At 66.9% G+C, this 20501-nt stretch carries 19 protein-coding genes and 1 tRNA gene; 14 read left to right on the top strand and 6 right to left on the bottom strand.

Annotated elements, in window-relative coordinates; genetic code table 11:
- Window positions 1–9 precede the first annotated feature (9 nt).
- The 4 genes from AAFN89_RS18090 (at window position 10) to AAFN89_RS18075 (ending at window position 5470) form a co-directional block, all read left to right on the top strand.
- Entirely contained in the window at window positions 10–1122 is a 1113-nt protein-coding gene (locus AAFN89_RS18090) for a microcin C ABC transporter permease YejB (protein WP_347540615.1), read from the top strand.
- Window positions 1123–1752: 630 nt separating this feature from the next.
- Entirely contained in the window at window positions 1753–2841 is a 1089-nt protein-coding gene (locus tag AAFN89_RS18085) for an ABC transporter permease (protein ID WP_347540679.1), read from the top strand.
- Entirely contained in the window at window positions 2838–4508 is a 1671-nt protein-coding gene (locus AAFN89_RS18080; RefSeq protein ID WP_347540614.1) for an ABC transporter ATP-binding protein, read from the top strand. The genes AAFN89_RS18085 and AAFN89_RS18080 overlap by 4 nt, the downstream gene beginning before the upstream one ends.
- Before the next feature lie 29 nt (window positions 4509–4537).
- Window positions 4538–5470, top strand: a complete 933-nt coding sequence (locus tag AAFN89_RS18075; protein WP_347540613.1) for a glyoxylate/hydroxypyruvate reductase A — start codon at window positions 4538–4540, stop codon at window positions 5468–5470.
- 22 nt (window positions 5471–5492) lie between these two features.
- Here AAFN89_RS18075 and AAFN89_RS18070 read toward each other — a convergent pair whose 3' ends face one another.
- Window positions 5493–5696, bottom strand: a complete 204-nt coding sequence (locus AAFN89_RS18070; protein WP_347540612.1) for a hypothetical protein — start codon at window positions 5694–5696, stop codon at window positions 5493–5495.
- Window positions 5697–5831: 135 nt separating this feature from the next.
- On the opposite strand from AAFN89_RS18070, the gene AAFN89_RS18065 reads away from it, so the two are divergent.
- The 6 genes from AAFN89_RS18065 (at window position 5832) to truA (ending at window position 11736) form a co-directional block, all read left to right on the top strand.
- Complete coding sequence (locus AAFN89_RS18065) at window positions 5832–7217, top strand: PA2928 family protein (protein ID WP_347540611.1); 1386 nt, start codon at window positions 5832–5834, stop codon at window positions 7215–7217.
- 34 nt (window positions 7218–7251) lie between these two features.
- Window positions 7252–7749, top strand: a complete 498-nt coding sequence (locus AAFN89_RS18060) for a hypothetical protein (RefSeq protein ID WP_347540610.1) — start codon at window positions 7252–7254, stop codon at window positions 7747–7749.
- Between the two features lie 81 nt (window positions 7750–7830).
- Entirely contained in the window at window positions 7831–9306 is a 1476-nt protein-coding gene (rmuC, locus tag AAFN89_RS18055) for a DNA recombination protein RmuC (protein ID WP_347540609.1), read from the top strand.
- Window positions 9307–9432: 126 nt separating this feature from the next.
- Window positions 9433–9951: a peptide deformylase gene (gene def, locus AAFN89_RS18050; RefSeq protein WP_347540608.1), complete on the top strand. Its 519-nt coding sequence runs from the start codon at window positions 9433–9435 to the stop codon at window positions 9949–9951.
- A 100-nt stretch (window positions 9952–10051) separates the two neighbouring features.
- On the top strand, window positions 10052–10975 hold the full coding sequence (gene fmt / locus AAFN89_RS18045; protein WP_347540607.1) for a methionyl-tRNA formyltransferase: 924 nt from the start codon (window positions 10052–10054) through the stop codon (window positions 10973–10975).
- Window positions 10972–11736 carry a tRNA pseudouridine(38-40) synthase TruA gene (gene truA / locus AAFN89_RS18040; protein ID WP_347540606.1) on the top strand — a complete coding sequence of 255 codons (765 nt, stop codon included), beginning with the start codon at window positions 10972–10974 and terminating at the stop codon, window positions 11734–11736. Before fmt ends, truA begins: the two co-directional genes overlap by 4 nt.
- On the opposite strand, the gene AAFN89_RS18035 is transcribed toward truA, so the two are convergent.
- The 5 genes from AAFN89_RS18035 to AAFN89_RS18015 all read right to left on the bottom strand — a co-directional run bounded on the left by AAFN89_RS18035 (window position 11724) and on the right by AAFN89_RS18015 (window position 15153).
- Entirely contained in the window at window positions 11724–12296 is a 573-nt protein-coding gene (locus AAFN89_RS18035) for a hypothetical protein (protein ID WP_347540605.1), read from the bottom strand. The two genes, truA and AAFN89_RS18035, sit on opposite strands and share 13 nt — an antisense overlap.
- A complete protein-coding gene (gene dapE / locus AAFN89_RS18030; protein WP_347540604.1) occupies window positions 12293–13447 on the bottom strand; it encodes a succinyl-diaminopimelate desuccinylase in 1155 nt (384 codons plus the stop codon). The genes AAFN89_RS18035 and dapE overlap by 4 nt, the downstream gene beginning before the upstream one ends.
- Window positions 13444–14289: a 2,3,4,5-tetrahydropyridine-2,6-dicarboxylate N-succinyltransferase gene (gene dapD, locus AAFN89_RS18025; protein ID WP_347540603.1), complete on the bottom strand. Its 846-nt coding sequence runs from the start codon at window positions 14287–14289 to the stop codon at window positions 13444–13446. Before dapD ends, dapE begins: the two co-directional genes overlap by 4 nt.
- A gap of 194 nt (window positions 14290–14483) precedes the next feature.
- Window positions 14484–14559 (bottom strand) — tRNA-Ala (locus AAFN89_RS18020).
- A 123-nt stretch (window positions 14560–14682) separates the two neighbouring features.
- On the bottom strand, window positions 14683–15153 hold the full coding sequence (locus AAFN89_RS18015; protein WP_347540602.1) for a TIGR02300 family protein: 471 nt from the start codon (window positions 15151–15153) through the stop codon (window positions 14683–14685).
- Between the two features lie 201 nt (window positions 15154–15354).
- On the opposite strand from AAFN89_RS18015, the gene aroA reads away from it, so the two are divergent.
- The 4 genes from aroA (at window position 15355) to AAFN89_RS17995 (ending at window position 20023) form a co-directional block, all read left to right on the top strand.
- Window positions 15355–16695: a 3-phosphoshikimate 1-carboxyvinyltransferase gene (aroA, locus tag AAFN89_RS18010; RefSeq protein ID WP_347540601.1), complete on the top strand. Its 1341-nt coding sequence runs from the start codon at window positions 15355–15357 to the stop codon at window positions 16693–16695.
- Window positions 16692–17321: a (d)CMP kinase gene (gene cmk, locus AAFN89_RS18005; protein ID WP_347540600.1), complete on the top strand. Its 630-nt coding sequence runs from the start codon at window positions 16692–16694 to the stop codon at window positions 17319–17321. The genes aroA and cmk overlap by 4 nt, the downstream gene beginning before the upstream one ends.
- 145 nt (window positions 17322–17466) lie before the next feature.
- On the top strand, window positions 17467–19185 hold the full coding sequence (gene rpsA / locus AAFN89_RS18000) for a 30S ribosomal protein S1 (RefSeq protein ID WP_347540599.1): 1719 nt from the start codon (window positions 17467–17469) through the stop codon (window positions 19183–19185).
- Window positions 19186–19315: 130 nt separating this feature from the next.
- On the top strand, window positions 19316–20023 hold the full coding sequence (locus AAFN89_RS17995) for a hypothetical protein (RefSeq protein ID WP_347540598.1): 708 nt from the start codon (window positions 19316–19318) through the stop codon (window positions 20021–20023).
- The last annotated feature ends 478 nt before the right edge of the window (window positions 20024–20501 follow it).

Raw genomic sequence — 20501 nt, 5'->3', positions numbered from 1 at the left:
TCGCTCTTCATGCTCGCCTATATCATCCGCCGCCTGCTGCTCATGATCCCGACCCTGTTCGGGATCATGGTCGCCACCTTCGTCATCGTTCAGTTCGCCCCCGGCGGGCCGGTGGAGCAGGTGATCGCCCGGCTTCAGGGCACAGCCCAGGAGGCGACAGCGCGTTTCTCCGGCGGCGGCGGCGATTTCCAGAACCAGGCCTTCGACGCCACCAGCCTGGACGCGACGGGCGTCACCAGCCGCTATCGCGGCGCCCAGGGGCTGGACCCGGAATTCATCCTGGAGCTGGAGCGCCAGTTCGGCTTCGACAAGCCGCCGGTCGAACGCTTCCTCCTGATGATGGGCAATTTCCTGCGCTTCGATTTCGGGGAGAGCTATTTCCGCGGCCAGGACGTGATCGATCTGGTGATCGACAAGATGCCGGTCTCCATATCGCTCGGCCTCTGGACGACGCTGATCGTCTATCTGATCTCCATCCCGCTGGGCATCCGCAAGGCGATCAGGGACGGCTCCCGGTTCGACGTCTGGACCTCCGGGACCATCGTCGTCGGCTACGCCATACCGGGCTTCCTCTTCGCCGTCCTGCTGATCGTTCTGTTCGCCGGCGGGCGGTACTTCTCCTGGTTCCCCCTGCGCGGCCTCACGTCGGACGGCTGGGCCTTCATGCCCTGGTGGCAGCAGATCCTGGACTATTTCTGGCACCTGGCGCTGCCGGTCGCGGCCATGGTGGTCAGCGGCTTCGCCACGCTGACGCTCCTGACCAAGAACTCATTCCTGGACGAGATCGGGAAGATGTACGTCATGACCGCCCGGGCCAAGGGGTTGAGCGAACGGCGCGTGCTCTACGGCCATGTCTTCCGCAACGCCATGCTGATCGTCGTCGCCGGCTTCCCGGCCGCGTTCCTGGGCATCCTCTTCACCGGATCGCTGCTGATCGAGGTGATTTTTTCCCTCGACGGGCTGGGCCTGCTGGGCTTCGAGGCGGCGATCAACCGCGACTACCCGATCATGTTCGGCACGCTCTATTTCTTCAGCCTGCTCGGCCTCGTCATGGGGCTGATCGGCGATGTGATGTACACCATCATCGACCCCCGCATCGACTTCGAGGCCCGCCGTGTTTGAGCGGCCTCACCCCATCACCGTGCCCGCATCCTTCGACAAGCTCAGGATGAGGACGGTAATTCTCCGCCGTCATGCTGGACTTGATCCCATAGGCGCTAACTTTGAGGCGGTGAGCCTCACACCCTCGCCTTCAAAACCCTCACCCTCCCACCGCTTCGCGGCGGGTCCCTCCCTCTCCCGCAAGCAGGAGAGGGGAAAATTACGACCAAAGTTAGCGCCTATGGGACTTGATCCAGCATCCATGGGGCCTCGAGACCGCATGGATTCCGGATCGGGGTCCGGAATGACCAACAAGGGGAAAAGGTTCGCCCCTCTTCCTCATGGTGAGCCTGTCGAACCATGTGTGCCCGCATCCTTCGACAAGCTCAGGATGAGGACGGTAATTCTCCGCCGTCATGCCGGACTTGATCCGGCATCCATGGGACCTCGACAAAGACCGGGACCGCGCCCGGTTCTTCGCTTTCGGTGGAGCGGCGTCGACCCATGGATTCCAGCCTTCGCTGGAATGACCAGAAGGAGAAGGCCGCGCGCCCTTCCCCCTCTCCCCGCCGGGGAGAGGGCCGGGGTGAGGGGCTATCGCCGCCGCCGCCTCCGCCGGGGGGGCGCGACATGACCGACCGCTTCCTCGGCATGAAGATCACGCCGCTGACCCGGCGGCGGCTGTCGAACTTCCGCGCCAACCGGCGCGGCTACTGGTCGATGTGGATCTTCCTCGTCCTCTTCTTCGTCTCGCTGTTCGCTGAATTCATCGCCAATGACAAGCCGCTGCTGGTCCGCTACGACGACGAATTCTACTTCCCGATCATGGTCGCCTATCCGGAGACCGCGTTCGACGGGGAGTTCGAGACGGAGGCCGAATATCGCGATCCCTTCGTGCAGGATCTGATCAACGAGAAGGGCTGGATGATCTGGCCGCTCATTCCGTTCTCCTACGACACGATCAATTACGACCTGCCCCAGCCCGCGCCCTCCCCACCATCGACGGAGAACTGGCTGGGCACCGACGACCAGGGCCGAGACGTGACGGCGCGGGTTATCTACGGCTTCCGCATCTCCATCCTGTTCGGGCTGACGCTGACCATCTTCTCCTCGATCATCGGGGTCGCGGCGGGGGCGGTGCAGGGCTATTTCGGCGGCTGGACGGATCTCGTCTTCCAGCGCTTCATCGAGATCTGGTCGTCGCTGCCGCTGCTCTACCTCTTGATCATCATGGCCAGCGTGATCCAGCCCGGATTCTGGTCGCTCCTGATCATCATGCTGCTGTTCTCCTGGATGGCGCTGGTTTCCGTGGTCCGGGCGGAATTCCTGCGCGCCCGGAACTTCGACTATATCCGGGCCGCCCGCGCGCTCGGCGTCTCCAACCGGGTCATCATGTTCAAGCATGTGCTGCCCAACGCCATGGTCGCGACCCTGACCTTCATGCCCTTCATCCTCAACGGCTCGATCACCACGCTCACCAGCCTGGACTTCCTGGGCTTCGGCCTGCCGCCCGGATCGCCGTCGCTGGGCGAGCTTCTCCAGCAGGGCAAGTCGAACCTCCAGGCGCCGTGGCTGGGCTTCACCGGCTTCTTCACCATCGCCATCATGCTGAGCCTGCTGGTCTTCGTGGGCGAGGCGGTGCGCGACGCCTTCGACCCGCGCAAGGCGAGCGGCCCGGCCCCGGCTGAGAACGCCCTGATGGACGAGAGCAAAGCCACCGGCAAGGCGGCCGCCCAATGACCGAGACCATGACCCGCACCGGGACGAAAGCCGGAAGCGAGGCCGAAAGGCTGCTCACCGTCCGCGACCTGGAGGTTTCCTTCGCCGGGCAGGGCGGGGAGATGCTGGCGGTGCGCGGCGTTTCCTTCCATATCGACAAGGGGGAAACGCTGGCGCTGGTCGGCGAGAGCGGCTCCGGCAAGTCGGTGACCGCGCTGTCGGTCCTCCAGCTCCTGCCCTACCCGGCGGCGCGGCATCCGGGCGGGTCGATCCTCTTCCGCGGGACGGAGATGATCGGCGCGCCGGAGAAGGCGCTGCGCCAGGTGCGCGGCAACCGCATCTCCATGGTGTTCCAGGAGCCGATGACCTCGCTCAACCCGCTCCATACGGTGGAGCGGCAGGTGAACGAGGTTCTGTCGCTCCACAAGGGCATGGGCCGCGCCGAGGCCCGCGCCCGGACGCTGGAGCTGCTGCGCCTGGTCGGCCTGCCGGAGGCGGAGAAGCGGCTGGGCGCCTACCCGCACGAGCTTTCGGGTGGCCAGCGCCAGCGGGTGATGATCGCCATGGCGCTGGCGAACGAACCCGACCTTTTGATCGCGGACGAACCGACGACGGCGCTGGACGTCACCATCCAGGCGCAGATCCTGGAGCTTCTGACGGACCTCCAGAAGCGGTTCGGCATGGCGCTCCTCTTGATCACCCACGATCTGGGGGTGGTGCGCAAGATGGCCGACCGCGTCTGCGTGATGAGCCAGGGAGAGATCGTGGAGGCCGCCGACGCCCCTTCCCTGTTCGAGAACCCGCAGCATCCCTACACCCGCCGGCTCCTCTCCTCCGAGCCCACGGGCGGCCCGGCCCGCCCGCCGTCCGACGCGCGGGAGGTCCTGAAGGGCGACGGGATCAAGGTCTGGTTCCCGATCAAGACAGGCGTGATGCGCCGGGTCACCGACCATGTGAAGGCGGTGGACGGCATCGACCTTCGCGTCCGGGAGGGCCATACGGTCGGCGTCGTCGGCGAAAGCGGGTCGGGCAAGACGACGCTGGGGCTGGCGCTCCTGCGTCTCATCCCGTCGGAGGGATCGATCCTCTACCAGGACCGGGAGCTTCAGGGCATCCAGTTCAACCAGATGCGCCCGCTCCGGCGGGAAATGCAGATCGTCTTCCAGGACCCCTACGGCTCCCTCAGCCCCCGCATGTCGATCGCGGAGATCGTGGAGGAGGGGCTGAAGGTCCACAAGCTGGGCGGATCGGCGGCGGAACGCGAGGATCTGATCGTCGAGGCGCTGGAGGAGGTCGGGCTGGACCCGGCCAGTCGCCACCGCTATCCGCACGAATTCTCCGGCGGCCAGCGGCAGCGCGTCGCCATCGCGCGCGCCATGGTGCTGAAGCCGAAATTCGTCGTGCTGGACGAGCCGACCTCGGCGCTGGACATGTCGGTCCAGGCCCAGATCGTCGACCTGCTGCGCGACCTCCAGGAACGCCACCGCCTCGCCTATCTGTTCATCAGCCACGACCTCAAGGTCGTCCGCGCCCTGTCGGACGAGTTGATCGTGATGAAGAACGGCGTGGTGGTGGAGGCAGGCCCCGCCGACCGCATCTTCGACGATCCGCGGCAGGACTATACGCGCGCCCTGCTGAAGGCGGCGTTCGACCTGGAAGCCGTCCGGACCGACGACATCGCCACCTGATCCTCCCGCCCTTACCCGGTTTTCTCCACATGACGACGATTCTCTTCGCCTCGACCAGCGACGACCCCAGGGATTGGGACACGGCCCTGAAGGCGGCCCTCCCCGACCTCGATTTCCGCATGCCGTCCGGGATCGGCAACCCGGCGGAGATCGACTACGCGCTGGTCTGGAAGCCGCCGCCGGGGCTTCTGGCAGGCCTGCCGCACCTGAAGGCGATCTTCTCGCTGGGAGCGGGCGTCGATTCGCTGCTGGCCGATCCCACCCTGCCACGCGGCGTGCCGCTGGTCCGGATGGTCAATCGCGGGCTGACGGAAGGCATGACCGACTGGGTCTGCGCGCAGGTACTGGCCTGGCACCGCAAGACCGCCCTCTACCGCGCCCATCAGGCGCGCGGGCAGTGGCGGAAGGAGGAGGAGTTGCTGTCCCGCGAAAGGCGGGTCGGCATCCTCGGTCTCGGGGAACTCGGGGCCGACGCCGCGAAGATGCTGGCGGCGCTGCGCTTTCAGGTCATGGGATGGAGCCGCTCGCCCAAGACGATCGAGGGGGTCGAGTGCTTCCACGGGGCAGAAGGGCTGGACGCCATGCTCTCCCGGTCCGAAGCGCTGGTCTGCCTGCTGCCGCTGACGCCCGAGACGACGGGCATCCTCGATTCCCGGCTGTTCGCCCGGCTGCCGGAAGGAGCCTTTGTCATCAACGCCGCGCGCGGAGGTCATCTGGTGGAGGCGGACCTGCTGGCTGCGTTCGCCGCCGGCCGTCTCTCCGGCGCGGCGCTGGACGTCTTCGCGACCGAGCCGCTGCCCGGGGACCATCCCTTCTGGAGCCACCCGGACATCATCGTCTCCCCCCACGTCGCCAGCATAACCCACGCCCGCACCGCCGCGCTCGGCGTCGCCGAGGGCATAAAGCGCCGCGAGGCCGGCCTGCCGCTGGAAAACCTCGTCGACCATTCGCGGGGGTATTAGGAGAGCGACCTCCGCCTCCCCCTCACGTCGTCATTCCGGACTTGATCCGGAATCCATAGGCCCCCACCGCTTCACCGGCGGCAAAAGACCGGACACGGTTCCGGCTTCCGTCGACGCCGCATGGATGCTGGATCAAGTCCAGCATGACATTGTTTTTGTTGGTCATTCCAGACTTGATCTGGGATCCATAGGCCGCCGCCGTTTCATCGACGGTGGGAGTGCGCAAGAAACAGCCCCAACCCCACACGCATCGCGGATAATTGCCTCGCGCACAGTATCGGCGTATTAGAGTCCTGCTGTGTCTACCGTCGCCAGACGACCGCGCGGCCCCGGAAAGGGCGGCGCCTTGGGCTTCCTTCTCGTGGGAGTCTTGGTCCTCGTCGTGCTTGGCGCGGCCGGCTTCTTCTATCTGTGGCGCAACCCCATCGACAGCCCGGCGCGTCTGCTCGGCGCACCGCTCTACCTGGCCGGAGAGGGCGGCGGCGACCGCGTCCTTCTGTTGACCGAACAGAGACAAGTCTTCGGCATCGAGGGAACCCTTCAACTCCCGACCTCCTTCGTCCGCGTCGACATGTGGGCCTTCGATCCGGCGACCGCCGTCCCGCTGTGGCGTCAACGCCTCATTTCCTACAGCGACCATCCGAGGGGCAATCGCCCGGCCGTCGGGTCCTACCAGCCGACCATGCTGGGCGCGGATCGCGGCGTGGTCTGGGCCTTCATGCGGGACGGGCTGCGCGGGCTGTCCGTGGCGGACGGCATGCCGGTCGCCGACGCCGCCGCGATCGCCCAGCTCAATCCGGAGCTTTCCGGCGGATTGCCGCTCGATCCAAGCTTCTATGCGTTCGACGAGCGCGGCCTGCTGGTGATGACCGCCGACGCCCGCGAATGGCGCATCGACAGCGAGACCCTGATCGTCCGGCCGGAGACCGCCCGGCCCGCATCCGAAAGCGCCGCCTCGCCGGCCGCCACGGGAAGCCATGTCGCGATCGCGCCGCCGCGCCTGCCGGGCGAACGGGTGCATGGGCTGCAGGAATCCGATCTGGACGATGGCTGGATCGGCTTGCTGTCGGAGGAAGAGGCGGGGACCACGATGCTGGGCCACGTAACACGCCAGGAGGACATCCACAGACGCCGGCTGTGGGCGAGGCAGGGCCCGCCGATGGAACTGGCCCTCGCCACGCCGTTTCCCCAGACCGCCGCGGAGTCCGCGGCCTATGCGGAGAAACTGATCGCCGAAATCGACGCCTCGCTGACTCCCGGCGCCTCCCTCGGCGGCCGGGCGCCGATGCCGGCCAGCCCGGAATTTCTCGACGCGGCGCTGCTGAGCGAAAGGGTTCCGGAAGAAGAGGATTCCCTGGCGGCGGACCTGCTGGCGGGACTGTCGGACGTGGTGGATGTAAGGCCTCAGGAAGCGATCCGGCTCGGCGATCCCGACAGCGTGCTGGTCCTGCACAAGGACCGCATCGATTCCGAAGGCCGGTTGAGGCTGGCGCGGGTCGCGCTCTGGGACGGGCGAGTCCTCTGGGATTCAGCCCTGCCTTTGTCGGAGATTTACGCCCTCATGCGGGGCGAAACCATGCTCGTCCTCTACGGGACGCTCTTCACCCCGGCCTTCGACCGGCGGTCGCGCGGGGCGGAGCAGTTCGTCTCGCTCGACCTCCGGACGGGAGCGGCGCGGACGTTCGAAATGCTCGGCCGGCCCGCCGGCCTCGCCGCGCCCGAATCCGCGCCCGCGCCGGGAAAATGACCGGAACGCCGCAACCCGCATCGTCGTTCATGGCATGATGGACCCGGAAACCCGCACCTTCGCCCCGCGCCGCCCGTCGCTTGTCCGCGACCTGTTCCTCTTCCTGGCGCTGATGTCGACAGCCATCGCGCTCGGCGGCGCGCTGGCGCATCTGTTCGAGCTGCCGAACAAGATCGGCCTGCCGCAGGAGGAATATTTCATCGTCCAGCAGGCCTATCGCGGCTGGTGGCAGATCGCCTATGTCCTGCTGGTCCAGCTTCTGTCCATGGTCGCGGTCATCCTGCTCTACCGGCGGCGGCCGAAGGTCCGGTGGCCCGCCCTCTTCGCCCTCTTCTGCCTCGCCGGCGCGCAGGCGGTCTTCTGGACCTTCACCTATCCGGCCAACGTCGCGACGGAGAACTGGACCATCATGCCGGCGAACTGGGAGATTCTGCGCGCCCAATGGGAATATTCCCACGCCGTCGGCGCGATCTTCCAGCTTCTCGCCATGACCTTTCTCGCCATCGCCGTCCTGGCGCGTGCGAGAGGATAGGCGGCCCCAACCGTTCCCTTTATGTTCCTGCGGTATCCGTGCTACCATTGAGGACATCGCGCCTCAATCAGGATCCGCCCCGTGCCCCTGCTCACCGACCCTTTGATCGTCGCCATCATCGCCCTTCTGGCCGGCGCGCTGCTGACTTGGCTGTTCGCGGTGCGGCCGGCTCAGCAGGCTCGCACCACAGCGGAGGCCGAGGCGCGGATGGACCGGGAGGAGCGGGAACGGCTGATCCTGGAGCTTCGCCAGCAATTGATGACCGAATCCGGCGCGCGGGCGGCGGCCGACGAACGGGCCGCGCGGGTCGACGCGTTGGATGGCCAGCACCGGCAGGCGCAGGATGAACTGCGGACGCTGCACGCCGAGCGGGCGGAGCTTTCGACCACGCTGGCGAAGGAGCGGGAGGCGACGGCGGAGAAACTGGCGCTTCTGACCGACGCCCAGGCGAAACTGCAGGATGTCTTCCGGTCGCTCTCCGCCGACGCGCTCGCCAAGAACAACCAGAGCTTCCTCGACCTCGCCAAGACCCATCTGGGCCAGTACCAGCAGGGCGCCCAGACCGATCTGGAGAAGCGCCAGAAGGCGATCGGCGACCTGGTCCTGCCGATGCAGGAATCCCTCAAGCGGATGGATGGCCAGATCCAGGAGATGGAGAAAGCCCGCGCCGGCGCCTATGAAGGGCTGCGAAGCACCGTCGGCTCGCTCCTAGTCAGCCAGGAGAAGCTGAGGACGGAGACGACGGGCCTCGTCCGCGCGCTGCGGACCCCCAACGTGCGCGGCCGGTGGGGGGAGATCCAGTTGAAGCGGGTGGTCGAGCTGGCGGGCATGGTCGACCATTGCGACTTCACCGAGCAGACGAGCGCCACCACCGGGGAAGGCGGGCGGCTGCGGCCCGACATGCTGGTGCGGCTGCCCGGCGGCAAGACCATCGTGGTCGACGCCAAGACGCCGCTGGACGCCTATCTGGACGCGACCGATGCGACCGACGACGATGCGCGGCTGGCCGCCATGACCCGCCATTCCCGGCAGGTGCGCAACCATATGCGGGCGCTGGGCAACAAGGCCTATTGGGACGAGTTCGAGGAGACGCCGGAATTCGTCGTGATGTTCCTGCCGGGCGAGAATTTCTTCTCCGCCGCGCTGGAGAACGACCCGGCGCTGATCGAGGCCGGGATCGACCAGTCGGTGATCCCGGCGACGCCGACCACGCTGATCGCCCTCCTGCGCGCCGTCTCCTATGGCTGGCGGCAGGAGAGGCTGGCGGCCAACGCCCGCGCCATCAGCCAGTTGGGGCGGGAGCTTTACGAGCGGCTGTCGACCATGGGCGTCCATATGGGCTCGCTAGGCCGGCAGCTCGGCTCCTCGGTCGACAGCTACAACAAGGCCGTGCGCTCCCTGGAAAGCCGCGTCCTGGTCAGCGCCCGGAAGCTGAAGGAGCTGGACGCCGCCCCAGAATCGAAGGAGATCAAAGAACTGCCGCAACTGGACCACACCGCGCTGGAGGTCCAGGCGGCGGAGTTGCGCGCCCTGCCGGGCGGCGGCGGCGGAGGGTGACGATTGACGCGACGGGGCGGAATGCCTATCTCGACGGCGTCGTCGCTTCACCGTCACTCCCCCGGATGATGACGAATGATGACAAATGATGACGTTTGACGACAGTTTTTCACCGCCCGGCCGACCATGAGCAAGCTCGACATCCTCCTCGTCCCCCATCCCGCGCTGAAGGCCAGGGCGAAACCCGTCGCCGCCGTGGACGACCGCGTGCGCCGGCTGATGGACGACATGCTGGAGACGATGTACGACGCCCCCGGCATCGGCCTCGCCGCGCCGCAGGTCGGCCTGCTGGAGCGCGTGCTGGTCATCGACGTGGCGAACAAGGACGAGGAGCCGCAGCCCCTGCGCATGGCCAATCCGGAGATCCTGTGGGCCTCGGAAGATCTCGCCACCTACAATGAAGGCTGCCTCAGCCTGCCGGAGCAATATGCCGACGTGACCCGCCCGGCGGAGGTCAAGGTCCGGTATCTGAACGAAAACAACGCCAGCAAGACGCTCCATGCCAAGGACGTGCTGGCGACCTGCGTCCAGCATGAGATCGACCATCTGGACGGCATCCTCTTCACCGACCACCTCTCGCTCATGAAGCGCAACATGATCCTGCGCAAGCTGGCCAAATGGCGAAAGGGCCAGACGGCGGCGTAGCGGTTGGTAGCCCTCTCCCCTCGTGGGAGAGGGTTGGGTGAGGGGGCGTTGGTTTGCGATCCCGCTTGCCCCATCACACCCACGCGGTACAACGGCCGGCATGACCCGCCTTCGCCTCGCCTTCATGGGCACGCCGGATTTCGCCGTGCCCAGCCTCCGTGCCCTGATCGATGCCGGCCATGATGTGGCGGCGGTCTACACCCAGCCGCCCCGCCCCGCCGGGCGGGGGCATCGGGAGCGGCGGTCGCCGGTCCATGAGGCGGCGCTGACGGCGGGGATCGAGGTCCGGCATCCAGGCTCGCTGAAGGATGCGGGCGAGCAGGCGGCCTTCGCGGCGCTGGGGCTGGACGCCGCTGTCGTCGCGGCCTACGGCCTCATCCTGCCGAAGCCGATCCTCGACGCGCCGCGTCTCGGCTGCGTCAACGTCCATGCCTCGCTGCTGCCCCGCTGGCGGGGAGCCGCGCCGATCCAGCGCGCCATCCTGGCCGGCGACGAGGAGACGGGCGTCACCATCATGATGATGGAGGCGGGGCTGGACACCGGGCCGATGCTGCTGAAGGCGCATGTCCCGATCGCCGCTGAAACAGACGCCGGCACGCTGCACGACGCGCTCGCCGGGCTGGGGGCGGAGCTGATCGTCCCCGCCCTGGCCGGCCTCGCCGATGGCAGCTTGCGCGCCGAACCGCAGCCGGAGGACGGCGTGACCTATGCCGCCAAGATCACGAAGGAGGACGGAAGGCTGGACTGGGAGGATGCCGCGCTGGCCGACCGGCAGGTCCGTGCGCTGACGCCCTGGCCCGGAGTCTGGTTCGATCATGAGGCCGATCGCATCAAGGTGCTGGCGATTGAGACCGTCCCCGACGCCCATGGCGCGCCGGGCGAGGTGCTGGACGACCGGCTGACCATCGCCTGCGCGCGGGGCGGGGCGGTCCGTCCCCTCAGGCTCCAGCGGCCCGGCAAGGGGCCGGTCGACGCCCAAGCCTTCCTGCGCGGCTATCCGCTGCCGGCCGGCATCCGGCTGTGACCCGCTACAAGCTGACCATCGAATATGACGGCCGGCCCTTCGTCGGCTGGCAGCGGCAGGCGAACGGCCTGTCGGTCCAGCAGGCGGTGGAGGAAGCCGTCACGGCCTTCTGCGGGGAGGAAACCCGCGTCGCCTGCGCCGGCCGCACGGATTCCGGCGTCCACGCGCTGGGGCAGGTCGCCCATGTCGACATCGCCCGCCCGACCACGCCCCGGGAGGTGCAGGGGGCGCTGAACGCCCATCTGCGGCCGCACCCGGTCTCTATCCTTTCGGTGAACGAGGCGTCGGACGATTTCGACGCCCGGCTGTCCGCCATCCGCCGGGCGTATCGCTACCGCATCGTCAACCGGCGCGCGCCGCTGACCTTCGAAGCCGGGCTGGCCTGGAGGGTGCCGGGCCGGCTGGATGCCGACGCGATGCATGAGGCCGCCCAGCGACTGGTCGGCCATCACGACTTCACCAGCTTCCGGGCCAGCGAATGCCAAGCGAAATCGCCGGTCAAGACGCTGGAGCGGCTGGACGTGCGGCGTCTGGGCGCGGAGATCGAGGTGGCGGTGGAGGCGCGGTCCTTCCTCCACCACATGGTCCGCAACATCGTCGGCACGCTGAAGCTGGTCGGCCAGGGCCGCTGGACGGGCGACGACGTAGCGGCGGCGCTTGCGGCGCGCGACCGGGCGTCGGCCGGCCCGACCGCCCCGCCCGACGGGCTCTATTTCGTCAGCGTCGCCTACCCGCCGGGAACGGACGGTCAGGCCGGCTGAAGCATGTCCAGCGTGGTGTTGACGATCAGCAGGCTGAGCGCGAAATCCACGGCGACCAGCCCCGCCGCCATGCCGCCGCCGACCGACAGCGCGACCTTCGTCACATACCATTGATAGACCAGGGCTGCGATCGTGACCGCCAGCCCCATCAGGCCGATCGCCTCCACCGGCAGCCAGCCGGCGGCGGAGATCAGGACCACCGGCAGGTAGACCGGATAGACCAGCGCGGCCGACCAGTTATAGGCGGCCAGGAAGTCCGGATAGCGCGCCTCCCGATCGATCAGTCGGACGATCTGGATCATCGCCACGGGATAAGCCGTCCAGCGGATCGCATAAGCCAGCGCGCCGACGCCGAGCAGCGCCCACCAGGGCGTCTGGCCGAACAGCGGCGCGGTCTGGACCGCGTCGACGATGACGAAGATCGGCAGCACGACCAGCGCGGCTGTGAAGCTGCGCAGCGCGCCCTCCGGCGTTCGGTCGAAGAAGCTCATGCCGCGCGGGTCGCCGCGGGCCAGCCGATAGGCGCCGAAGAGGAAGCGGAGGATGTCGTCCGACGTCACGGCTTTCCGAAATAGGCGGCGAGGGTCGCGGCGTAGATGTCGGCCAGCCGGTCGATGTCGGCCGTCTCCACATGCTCGTCCACCTGGTGGATCGTGCGATTGACCAGGCCGAACTCCACGACCGGGCAACGATCCTTGATGAATCGGGCATCCGACGTGCCGCCGGTGGTGCTGAGCTCCGGCCGCAGGCCGGTCACGCGCTCGACCGCGCCGGCCACCAGTTCGGACAGCGGGCCGGGCGGGGTCAGGAAACTCTCGCCGGTGACGCGCACCGAAAGCTCGTAGCGCCCGCCGATCCGGTCGAAACACTCGCGCAGCCAGCCTTCCAGCGCCGCTGAATCGTGCAGATCGTTGAAGCGGATGTTGATCGTCGCCCGGCCCTGCGCCGGAATGACGTTGTTCACGGGATTGCCGACATCGATCGTGGTGATCTCCAGATTGCTGGGATCGAAATGGTCGCTTCCCCGGTCCAGCGGCTCCGCCGTGACGGCTTCAAGCATCCGCACCAGCCGCGGCAGCGGGTTGTCCGCCTGCGCCGGATAGGCGGTGTGACCCTGGATTCCGTGAACGGTCAGCCGGCCGGTCATCGACCCGCGCCGGCCGATCTTGATCATCTGCCCCAGCCGGTCGGGGTTGGTCGGCTCCCCGACGATGCACGCGTCGATCCGCTCGCCCCGCTCCTTCAGCCAGCCCAGCACCTTCCTTGTGCCATTGACCGCGTCGCCTTCCTCGTCGCCGGTGATCAGCAGGCTGACCGACCCGCCGAACTCCGGTCCCGCGCCGTCGAGGAAGCGGGAGACGCCGCCGGCGAAGGCGGCCACGGCGCCCTTCATGTCGGCCGCGCCCCTTCCGTAAAGGAGTCCGTCCGCGATCACGCCGCCGAAGGGGTCGTGGGTCCAGGCCCCGGAATCGCCCACCGGCACGACATCGGTATGTCCGGCGAAACAGAAATTCCGGCCGCCCGTTCCCAGCCGGGCGTAGAGATTGTCGATATCGGGCTGCCCTTCTTCGGAGAAGACGAGCCGGTGGCAGACGAAGCCCAACCCCTCCAGCGCACCCTGCACGGTGTCGAGCGCACCTTCGTCGGCCGGGGTGACGCTGGGGCAGCGGATCAGCGCTCTCGCCAGCGCGACCGGATCGATCCCGCTCATGCCCGTAGCAGGTCGTTGATCGAGATCTTCGACCGCGTCCGCTCGTCCACGCGCTTGATGATGACCGCGCAATAGAGGCCGGGGCCGGGATCGCCGTTCGGCAGGGGCTGGCGCGCCGGCAGCGTGCCCGGCACGACGACCGAATAGGCCGGCACCCGCCCGACATGGATCTCCCCGGTCGTCCGGTCGACGATCTTGGTCGAGGCGCCGATGAAGACGCCCATGGAGAGCACCGACCCCTCCTCCACGACCACGCCTTCGACCACTTCGGAGCGTGCGCCGATGAAGCAATTGTCCTCGATCACCACCGGCCCGGCCTGGAGAGGCTCCAGCACGCCGCCGATACCGGCCCCGCCGGAGATGTGGACGTCCCGGCCGATCTGGGCGCAGGACCCCACGGTCGCCCAGGTGTCGATCATCGCGCCGCTGTCGATGCGCGCGCCCAGATTGACGAAGCTGGGCATCAGCACCACGCCCGGCGCTACATAGGCCGACCGGCGGACGACGGCGTTGGGCACCGCCCGGAACCCGGCGGCCCTGAATTCCTCCGGCCCCCAGCCGGCGAATTTGGACGGGACCTTGTCCCACCAGCCCGATCCGCCGGGGCCGCCGTCTATCACGCTCATGTCGTTGAGGCGGAAGGACAGGAGGACGGCCTTCTTCAGCCATTGATGGACGGTCCAGGCGCCGTCCACCTTCTCCGCCACCCGCAGCCGCCCGCTGTCGAGCCCGTCCAGCGCCGCCTCCACCGCCTCGCGGGCCGGGCCGGTCGCGGCTGGCGTCAATTCGTCGCGGATTTCCCAAGCGGCTTCGATCGCCTGGCTGAGCGCGGTGTTGGTCATGGGCTGAAAATCATCTGAATGCGGGTGGAATCAGGAGGTTCGACCGCACCATGGGTCAGCCGCCGAACCCTGTCAACGAGGCCGGGCGATCGACCGACGGAAGGCGGGAGCGTCGACGGTGCTGGACTGAAACGCATCGCGCGTCAAAACGACAAAGGGTCCGAAGCGCAAGGCCTCGAACCCTTTGAGAAGTTTGGTGGAGCCAAGCGGGATCGAACCGCTGACCTCTACAATGCCATTGTAGCGCTCTCCCAGCTGAGCTATGGCCCCGAAACCTTGAATTCCTTGAGCCGGCGGCCAGGGGGCCGCGCGGGCCGGCATATTCGTCAGATGACCCCTCGGGATCAAGCGAAAAATGCCGGCCTCGGCGAGAGGCGGGATTCTCCCGGCGAATCAGCGTTCCTCGTCATCCTCCAGGTCGACGACATCCTCGACGTCGTCGTCGTCGCCGAGCTCCGACGCGTCTTCCAGAAGGACGTCGCCATCGTCGGAATCATCCTCGATGTCGTCATCGACCTTCTTCTTTTTCTTGGGCTTGTCGTCGCCCTCCGACTCGTCCGCATCGTCGTCGGAATCGTCCTCGACCAGATCGTCCGCAGCCTCGTCCTCCTGGTCGAGATCCTCATCCTCCTGATCCTCGACCTCGTCCTCGGCGGCCTCGTCGACCGCCGCGGCCTTGCGCTTGGCCTTGGCGGGCTTGATGTCCTCGACCACCGCGGCGCGGCTGCGCCGGGATTTCAGGAACGCCTCTGGATCGAACTCCGTCCCGCATTTCGGGCAGATGATCGGGTCGCGACGCATATCGTAATAGCGCGCGCCGCAGTTGTGGCAGATGCGCTTGGCGCCCCATTCCGGCTTGGCCACGCCTGCTCCTCCGTCTCTAAACAATGAATTTCAGAAGTGGCGCGCCCTTTGCCATGTCGCGGGCCGGCTGTCAAAGCCTAAAGGCGATCGGGCGCCCGATCGAATGTCCTGCCGACGCCCTCGGCTTCGCATCCGCCGCCGCCTGTGCTATCAGCGCCCGACCGCCCATAACGCCAACCCTCCCCGACAGGTTCCCCGCCCGTGACGCACCGACCGCTGCCGCTCGTCTCCCGCAAGGCCGCACGCTTGGCCGGCGCCGTCCGCGTTCCCGGCGACAAGTCGATCTCCCACAGGGCGCTGATGCTGGGCGGCGTCGCGGTGGGCGAAACGACCGTTCACGGCCTGCTGGAGGGGGAGGACGTTCTGGCGACCGGCGCGGCCATGCGCGCGATGGGCTGCAAGGTTACGCGCGGGGATGACGGCGTCTGGCGGATCTGGGGCGTCGGCGTCGGCGGTCTTTCGGAGCCTTCCTCGGTGCTCGACATGGGCAATAGCGGCACCTCCACCCGGCTTCTGGCCGGGCTGCTGGCCACCCATCCGCTGACCGCCTTCATGACCGGCGACGCCTCCCTGGTGAAGCGGCCGATGGCGCGGGTGACCGTGCCGCTGGAGCAGATGGGCGCGCGCTTCGTCTGCCGTTCCGGCGGCCGCCTGCCGATGGCCGTGATCGGGGCCGACGCGTCGCTGCCCGTAACCTATGTCCTGCCCGTCGCCTCGGCGCAGGTGAAATCGGCGATCCTGCTGGCCGGCCTCAACACGCCCGGAACCACCACGGTCATCGAGCGCGAGGCGACGCGCGACCATTCCGAACACATGCTCCGCCATTTCGGCGCGGAGGTGGCGGTCGAGGACAGCGAGGACGGGCAGGCCATCTCGATCACGGGCCAGCCGGAGCTGACCGGGCGGGAGATCAGGGTGCCGGGCGACGTCTCCTCGGCCGCCTTCCCGATCGTCGCTGCGCTGATCCGGCCAGGATCGGACGTCCGGCTGGCGGGCGTCGGCCTCAACCCGCGCCGCACTGGCCTGATCGACACGCTGATCGAGATGGGCGGCGACATCAGTTTCGAGAACCGGCGCGTCGAGGCCGGGGAGCCGGTCGCCGATCTTCGCATCCGCGGAGGCGCGCTGAAGGGAATCGACGTGCCGCCGGAGCGCGCACCCAGCATGATCGACGAATACCCCATCCTCGCCGTCGCCGCTGCCTGCGCGGAAGGCACGACCCGCATGCTGGGGGTCGCGGAGCTGCGGGTGAAGGAGAGCGACCGCCTCGCCATGACCGCCGACGGGCTGGCCGCCTGTGGGGCGAGGGTCGAGGCCGGGGAGGATACGCTGACCGTCCACGGGACCGGCCGCCCGCCGGCCGGCGGCGCGACCGTCGCGACCGCGCTGGACCACCGGATCGCGATGAGCTTCCTCGTCCTCGGGACGGCGGCCGACGCGCCCGTCGCCATCGACGATTCCCGCCCGATCGAGACCAGCTTCCCGGGCTTCGCCGAACTGATGAACGGGCTGGGCGCGGAGATCGCGGAGCCGGCGCCGTGATCATCGCGATCGACGGCCCCGCCGCATCGGGCAAGGGCACGCTCGGCCGGCGGCTGGCGGCGCATTTCGGCCTCGGCCATCTGGACACGGGCGCGCTCTACCGGGCGACCGGCCTGCGCGTGCTGCGCGCCGGCGGCGACCCGTCCGATCCCGCCGACGCTGTCACCGCCGCCGAGGCGGTGCGTCCGGAGGATGCGGCCGACCCCGCCCTGCGCACGGACGAGGTCGCCCAGGCGGCCTCGAAGGTGGCGGCGATCCCGGCGGTGCGCGCGGCGCTTTTGGACTTCCAGCGCCGCTTCGCCGCCACCGGCCCCGGCGCGGTGCTGGACGGACGCGATATCGGCACGGTCGTCTGCCCGGACGCCGACGCGAAGTTGTTCGTCACCGCCTCGGTCGAAGCCCGCGCGACAAGGCGATTCCGTGAGTTGCGGGAACGCGGCGAAGACGCTATATACGATGCCGTCCTGCGGGACATGGAACAGCGCGACGCGCGCGACAGCGGCCGGACGGTGGCTCCGCTCACCCCCGCCGAAGATGCGTTCGTCCTGGACACCAGCCATCTCAACGCCGATCAGGCGTTCGAGGCGGCTTTGTCGTTTGTTTCAGGAAGATCGGGCCGGCCTTAGCGCCGAACGCTCTTCCGTCCCGCGTCAAGGACACCGATCGCATCGGGATGGCCGCGACAGGAACGGGCCCGATGACCCGAAGGATTTCGCTTTCCATTGCGGGACGACCCGCGGCGATCCCTCGGTCGATCATCAAGGAGCAGACATGACAGACACCCAGACCGCGAGCCCGGCCAAGGAGAGCTTCGCCGCCCTTCTTGAGGAAAGCCTCGCGCAGACCGACAGTTTCGAAGGCACCGTCGTAAAGGGTCGCGTCATCGCGATCGAGAACGACATGGCCCTGATCGATGTGGGCCTTAAGTCCGAAGGCCGCGTCGCGGTCAAGGAATTCACCGCCCCCGGCCAGCAGCCGGACCTCAAGCCCGGCGACACGGTCGAGGTCTTCATCGACCGCATGGAGGACAAGAACGGCGAGGCCGTGCTGTCCCGTGAGAAGGCCCGCCGCGAGGAGAGCTGGACCCAGCTGGAGAAGTCGTTCAACGACCAGCAGCGCGTCTCCGGCGTGATCTTCGGCAAGGTCAAGGGCGGCTTCACGGTCGACCTGAACGGCGCCGTCGCCTTCCTGCCGGGCAGCCAGGTGGACATCCGCCCGGTGCGCGACATCAGCCCGCTGATGGGCACGCCCCAGCCCTTCCAGATCCTCAAGATGGACCGCAGCCGCGGCAACATCGTGGTCAGCCGCCGCGCGGTGCTGGAAGAGAGCCGGGCCGAGGCGCGGTCGGAACTGGTCGCCAACCTCAAGGAAGGCCAGGTCCTCCAGGGCGTGGTCAAGAACATCACCGACTACGGCGCGTTCGTCGATCTGGGCGGCGTCGATGGCCTGCTGCACGTCACCGACATCGCGTGGCGCCGCATCAATCATCCGACCGAGGCCCTGCAGATCGGCCAGAACGTCCAGGTGCAGGTCATCCGCTTCAACCCGGAGACCCAGCGCATCAGCCTGGGCATGAAGCAGCTCGAGGCCGACCCCTGGGAAGGCGTCGAAGCGAAGTACCCGGTCGGCGCGAAGTTCAAGGGCCGCGTCACCAACATCACCGACTACGGCGCCTTCGTGGAGCTGGAGCCGGGGATCGAGGGGCTGGTCCATGTCTCGGAGATGTCCTGGACCAAGAAGAACATCCATCCGGGCAAGATCGTGTCGACCTCCCAGGAGGTCGAGATCATGGTGCTCGACGTCGATCCGGTGAAGCGCCGCATCAGCCTGGGCCTCAAGCAGTGCCTGGAGAACCCCTGGGACGGCTTCTCCGACCGCTTCCCGGTCGGGACCGAGATCGAGGGCGAGGTCAAGAACATCACCGAGTTCGGCCTGTTCGTCGGCCTGCCCGGCGATATCGACGGCATGGTCCACCTTTCGGACATCACCTGGGACCGCTCCGGCGAGGAGGCGATCCAGGAGTTCAAGAAGGGCGACATGGTTAAGGTCAAGGTGCTTGACGTCGATGTCGAGAAGGAGCGCATCTCGCTCGGCATGAAGCAGCTTGTCGACGACCCGTTCGAGAAGTCGGCCGGCACGGTGAAGCGCGGCGACATCGTCACCACGACGGTCACCCAGATCACCGACGGCGGCATCGAGGTTTCCGTCGGCGAGGGCCAGACCGGCTTCATCCGCAAGAGCGACCTTGCCCGCGACCGTCAGGACCAGCGTCCGGAGCGGTTCGCCGTGGGCGAGAAGGTGGACGCCAAGATCACCCAGATCGACCGCGCCACCCGCAAGATCTCGCTCTCCATCAAGGCCAAGGAAGTCGAGGACGAGAAGAAGGCCATGGCCGAATTCGGCTCCTCGGACTCCGGCGCCTCGCTGGGCGACATCCTGGGGGCCGCGCTGAAGAAGGCGCAGGCCGGCCAGAAGGAAGACGACAAGTAAGGAGCGATCCGCTCCCCAAGGTCGAACCGGCCGCCGGGCAACCGGCGGCCGGTTTTCTTTTGCGCGACGTATGGACGCAGCAACTCCTGGTTGATATGGTTATTTTCCTCTCATGATGAAGGAAGTTCTCATGACCCGGCAGGAGCTCGTAAATTTCTGGCAACAACTGCCGGACGATGAGTGTATACATCCTGACGACGAGTGGGTTCTGGACGGAGATCATCATCTGATGAACGACCATGTCCCAACGCCTTGGTCTGGCCCGATACTTAATGCCGGTATTTTTCTTCTTTATATGAACGCAGGCGTTGGTCAGGATGAAAATGGCAACGTCGATCCAGATTGGGAACAGGCTCAACACGTTCATGAAGAGGCCCTGCGAGAGAACCTGAACGGCGTTACAGAAAATTACATGTTCATCGAAGACTATAGAGGGCACGACGGAGGCGCAAATTGGCTAACATCACGTTTACGCGGTGTTTTTAGTGACGACGCAGCCATACAAGAAGAAAATATTATAAATCATGTCGCTGTTTTGGAACTTGTAGCTTATCGCTCTTTTCGATTTACGGACGGCTATGTCGTCAATGCTCTAGCTTCTTCGCGGGCGGTCCTAAACACCGTACATGATGAATTGTTGCCGCGCGCTTTAGACGGTGAAATCTTCGTTGCGTGCATGCGGGGAGCCAAAAAATGGGGAATTCTTCCCAGAGTTGGGAATGACGCCGAACCGCCCACCAATATAGCGATCGGAAGCAATCAAGGCGGCTATGCCACGATCAATACAGAAGTTGGTCAACGTATTCGAAATTTCGCCGAAGAACACAACATTATATAACGCCACCGCACTGCCACAACTATACTGTCCGCTTGGGTTTTGTTCCAACCCGTCATGCTGGACTTGATCCCATAGGCGCTAACTTTGATCGTAATTTCCCCCTCTCCTGCTTGCGGGAGAGGGAGGGGCCCGCCGCGAAGCGGTGGGAGGGTGAGGGTTTCGAAGGAGAGGCTCTGACGCTCGCTGCCTCAAGGTTAGTGCCTATGGGACTTGATCCAGCATCCATAGGGCCTCGTTGGACGCCGGGGACGGCGTCCGGTCTTTCGCCGCCGGTGAAGCGGCGAGGGCCCATGGATTCCGGATCAAGTCCGGAATGACCTGCAGGGCAGAAGGTGAGACTCCGCCCTCCGAAAACCCTTGTTCCTGAAAGGCTTATGCTTGCCATCGGCCGGACGCTCTGGCACGCTTCGCGGTTATTGGGGCCGGGCCCGCGCCAATGCGGCGGGTAACGATAAGAAAAGCAAAAGGGGGCGAAGGG

It is taken from the genome of Inquilinus sp. CAU 1745, assembly GCF_039839375.1.
Classification (GTDB): domain Bacteria; phylum Pseudomonadota; class Alphaproteobacteria; order DSM-16000; family Inquilinaceae; genus JBDOQU01.
This window is presented reverse-complemented; position numbering and strand designations above follow the sequence as displayed.

Bases quoted from the DNA above. Each gene is read 5' to 3' on its own strand.
- AAFN89_RS18090 (WP_347540615.1), top strand. From the start codon at position 10: ATGCTCGCCTATATCATCCGCCGCCTGCTGCTCATGATCCCGACCCTG.
- AAFN89_RS18085 (WP_347540679.1), top strand. From the start codon at position 1,753: ATGAAGATCACGCCGCTGACCCGGCGGCGGCTGTCGAACTTCCGCGCC.
- AAFN89_RS18080 (WP_347540614.1), top strand. From the start codon at position 2,838: ATGACCGAGACCATGACCCGCACCGGGACGAAAGCCGGAAGCGAGGCC.
- AAFN89_RS18075 (WP_347540613.1), top strand. From the start codon at position 4,538: ATGACGACGATTCTCTTCGCCTCGACCAGCGACGACCCCAGGGATTGG.
- AAFN89_RS18060 (WP_347540610.1), top strand. From the start codon at position 7,252: ATGATGGACCCGGAAACCCGCACCTTCGCCCCGCGCCGCCCGTCGCTT.
- def (WP_347540608.1), top strand. From the start codon at position 9,433: ATGAGCAAGCTCGACATCCTCCTCGTCCCCCATCCCGCGCTGAAGGCC.
- fmt (WP_347540607.1), top strand. From the start codon at position 10,052: ATGACCCGCCTTCGCCTCGCCTTCATGGGCACGCCGGATTTCGCCGTG.
- dapE (WP_347540604.1), bottom strand. From the start codon at position 13,447: ATGAGCGGGATCGATCCGGTCGCGCTGGCGAGAGCGCTGATCCGCTGC.
- dapD (WP_347540603.1), bottom strand. From the start codon at position 14,289: ATGACCAACACCGCGCTCAGCCAGGCGATCGAAGCCGCTTGGGAAATC.
- rpsA (WP_347540599.1), top strand. From the start codon at position 17,467: ATGACAGACACCCAGACCGCGAGCCCGGCCAAGGAGAGCTTCGCCGCC.
- AAFN89_RS17995 (WP_347540598.1), top strand. From the start codon at position 19,316: ATGACCCGGCAGGAGCTCGTAAATTTCTGGCAACAACTGCCGGACGAT.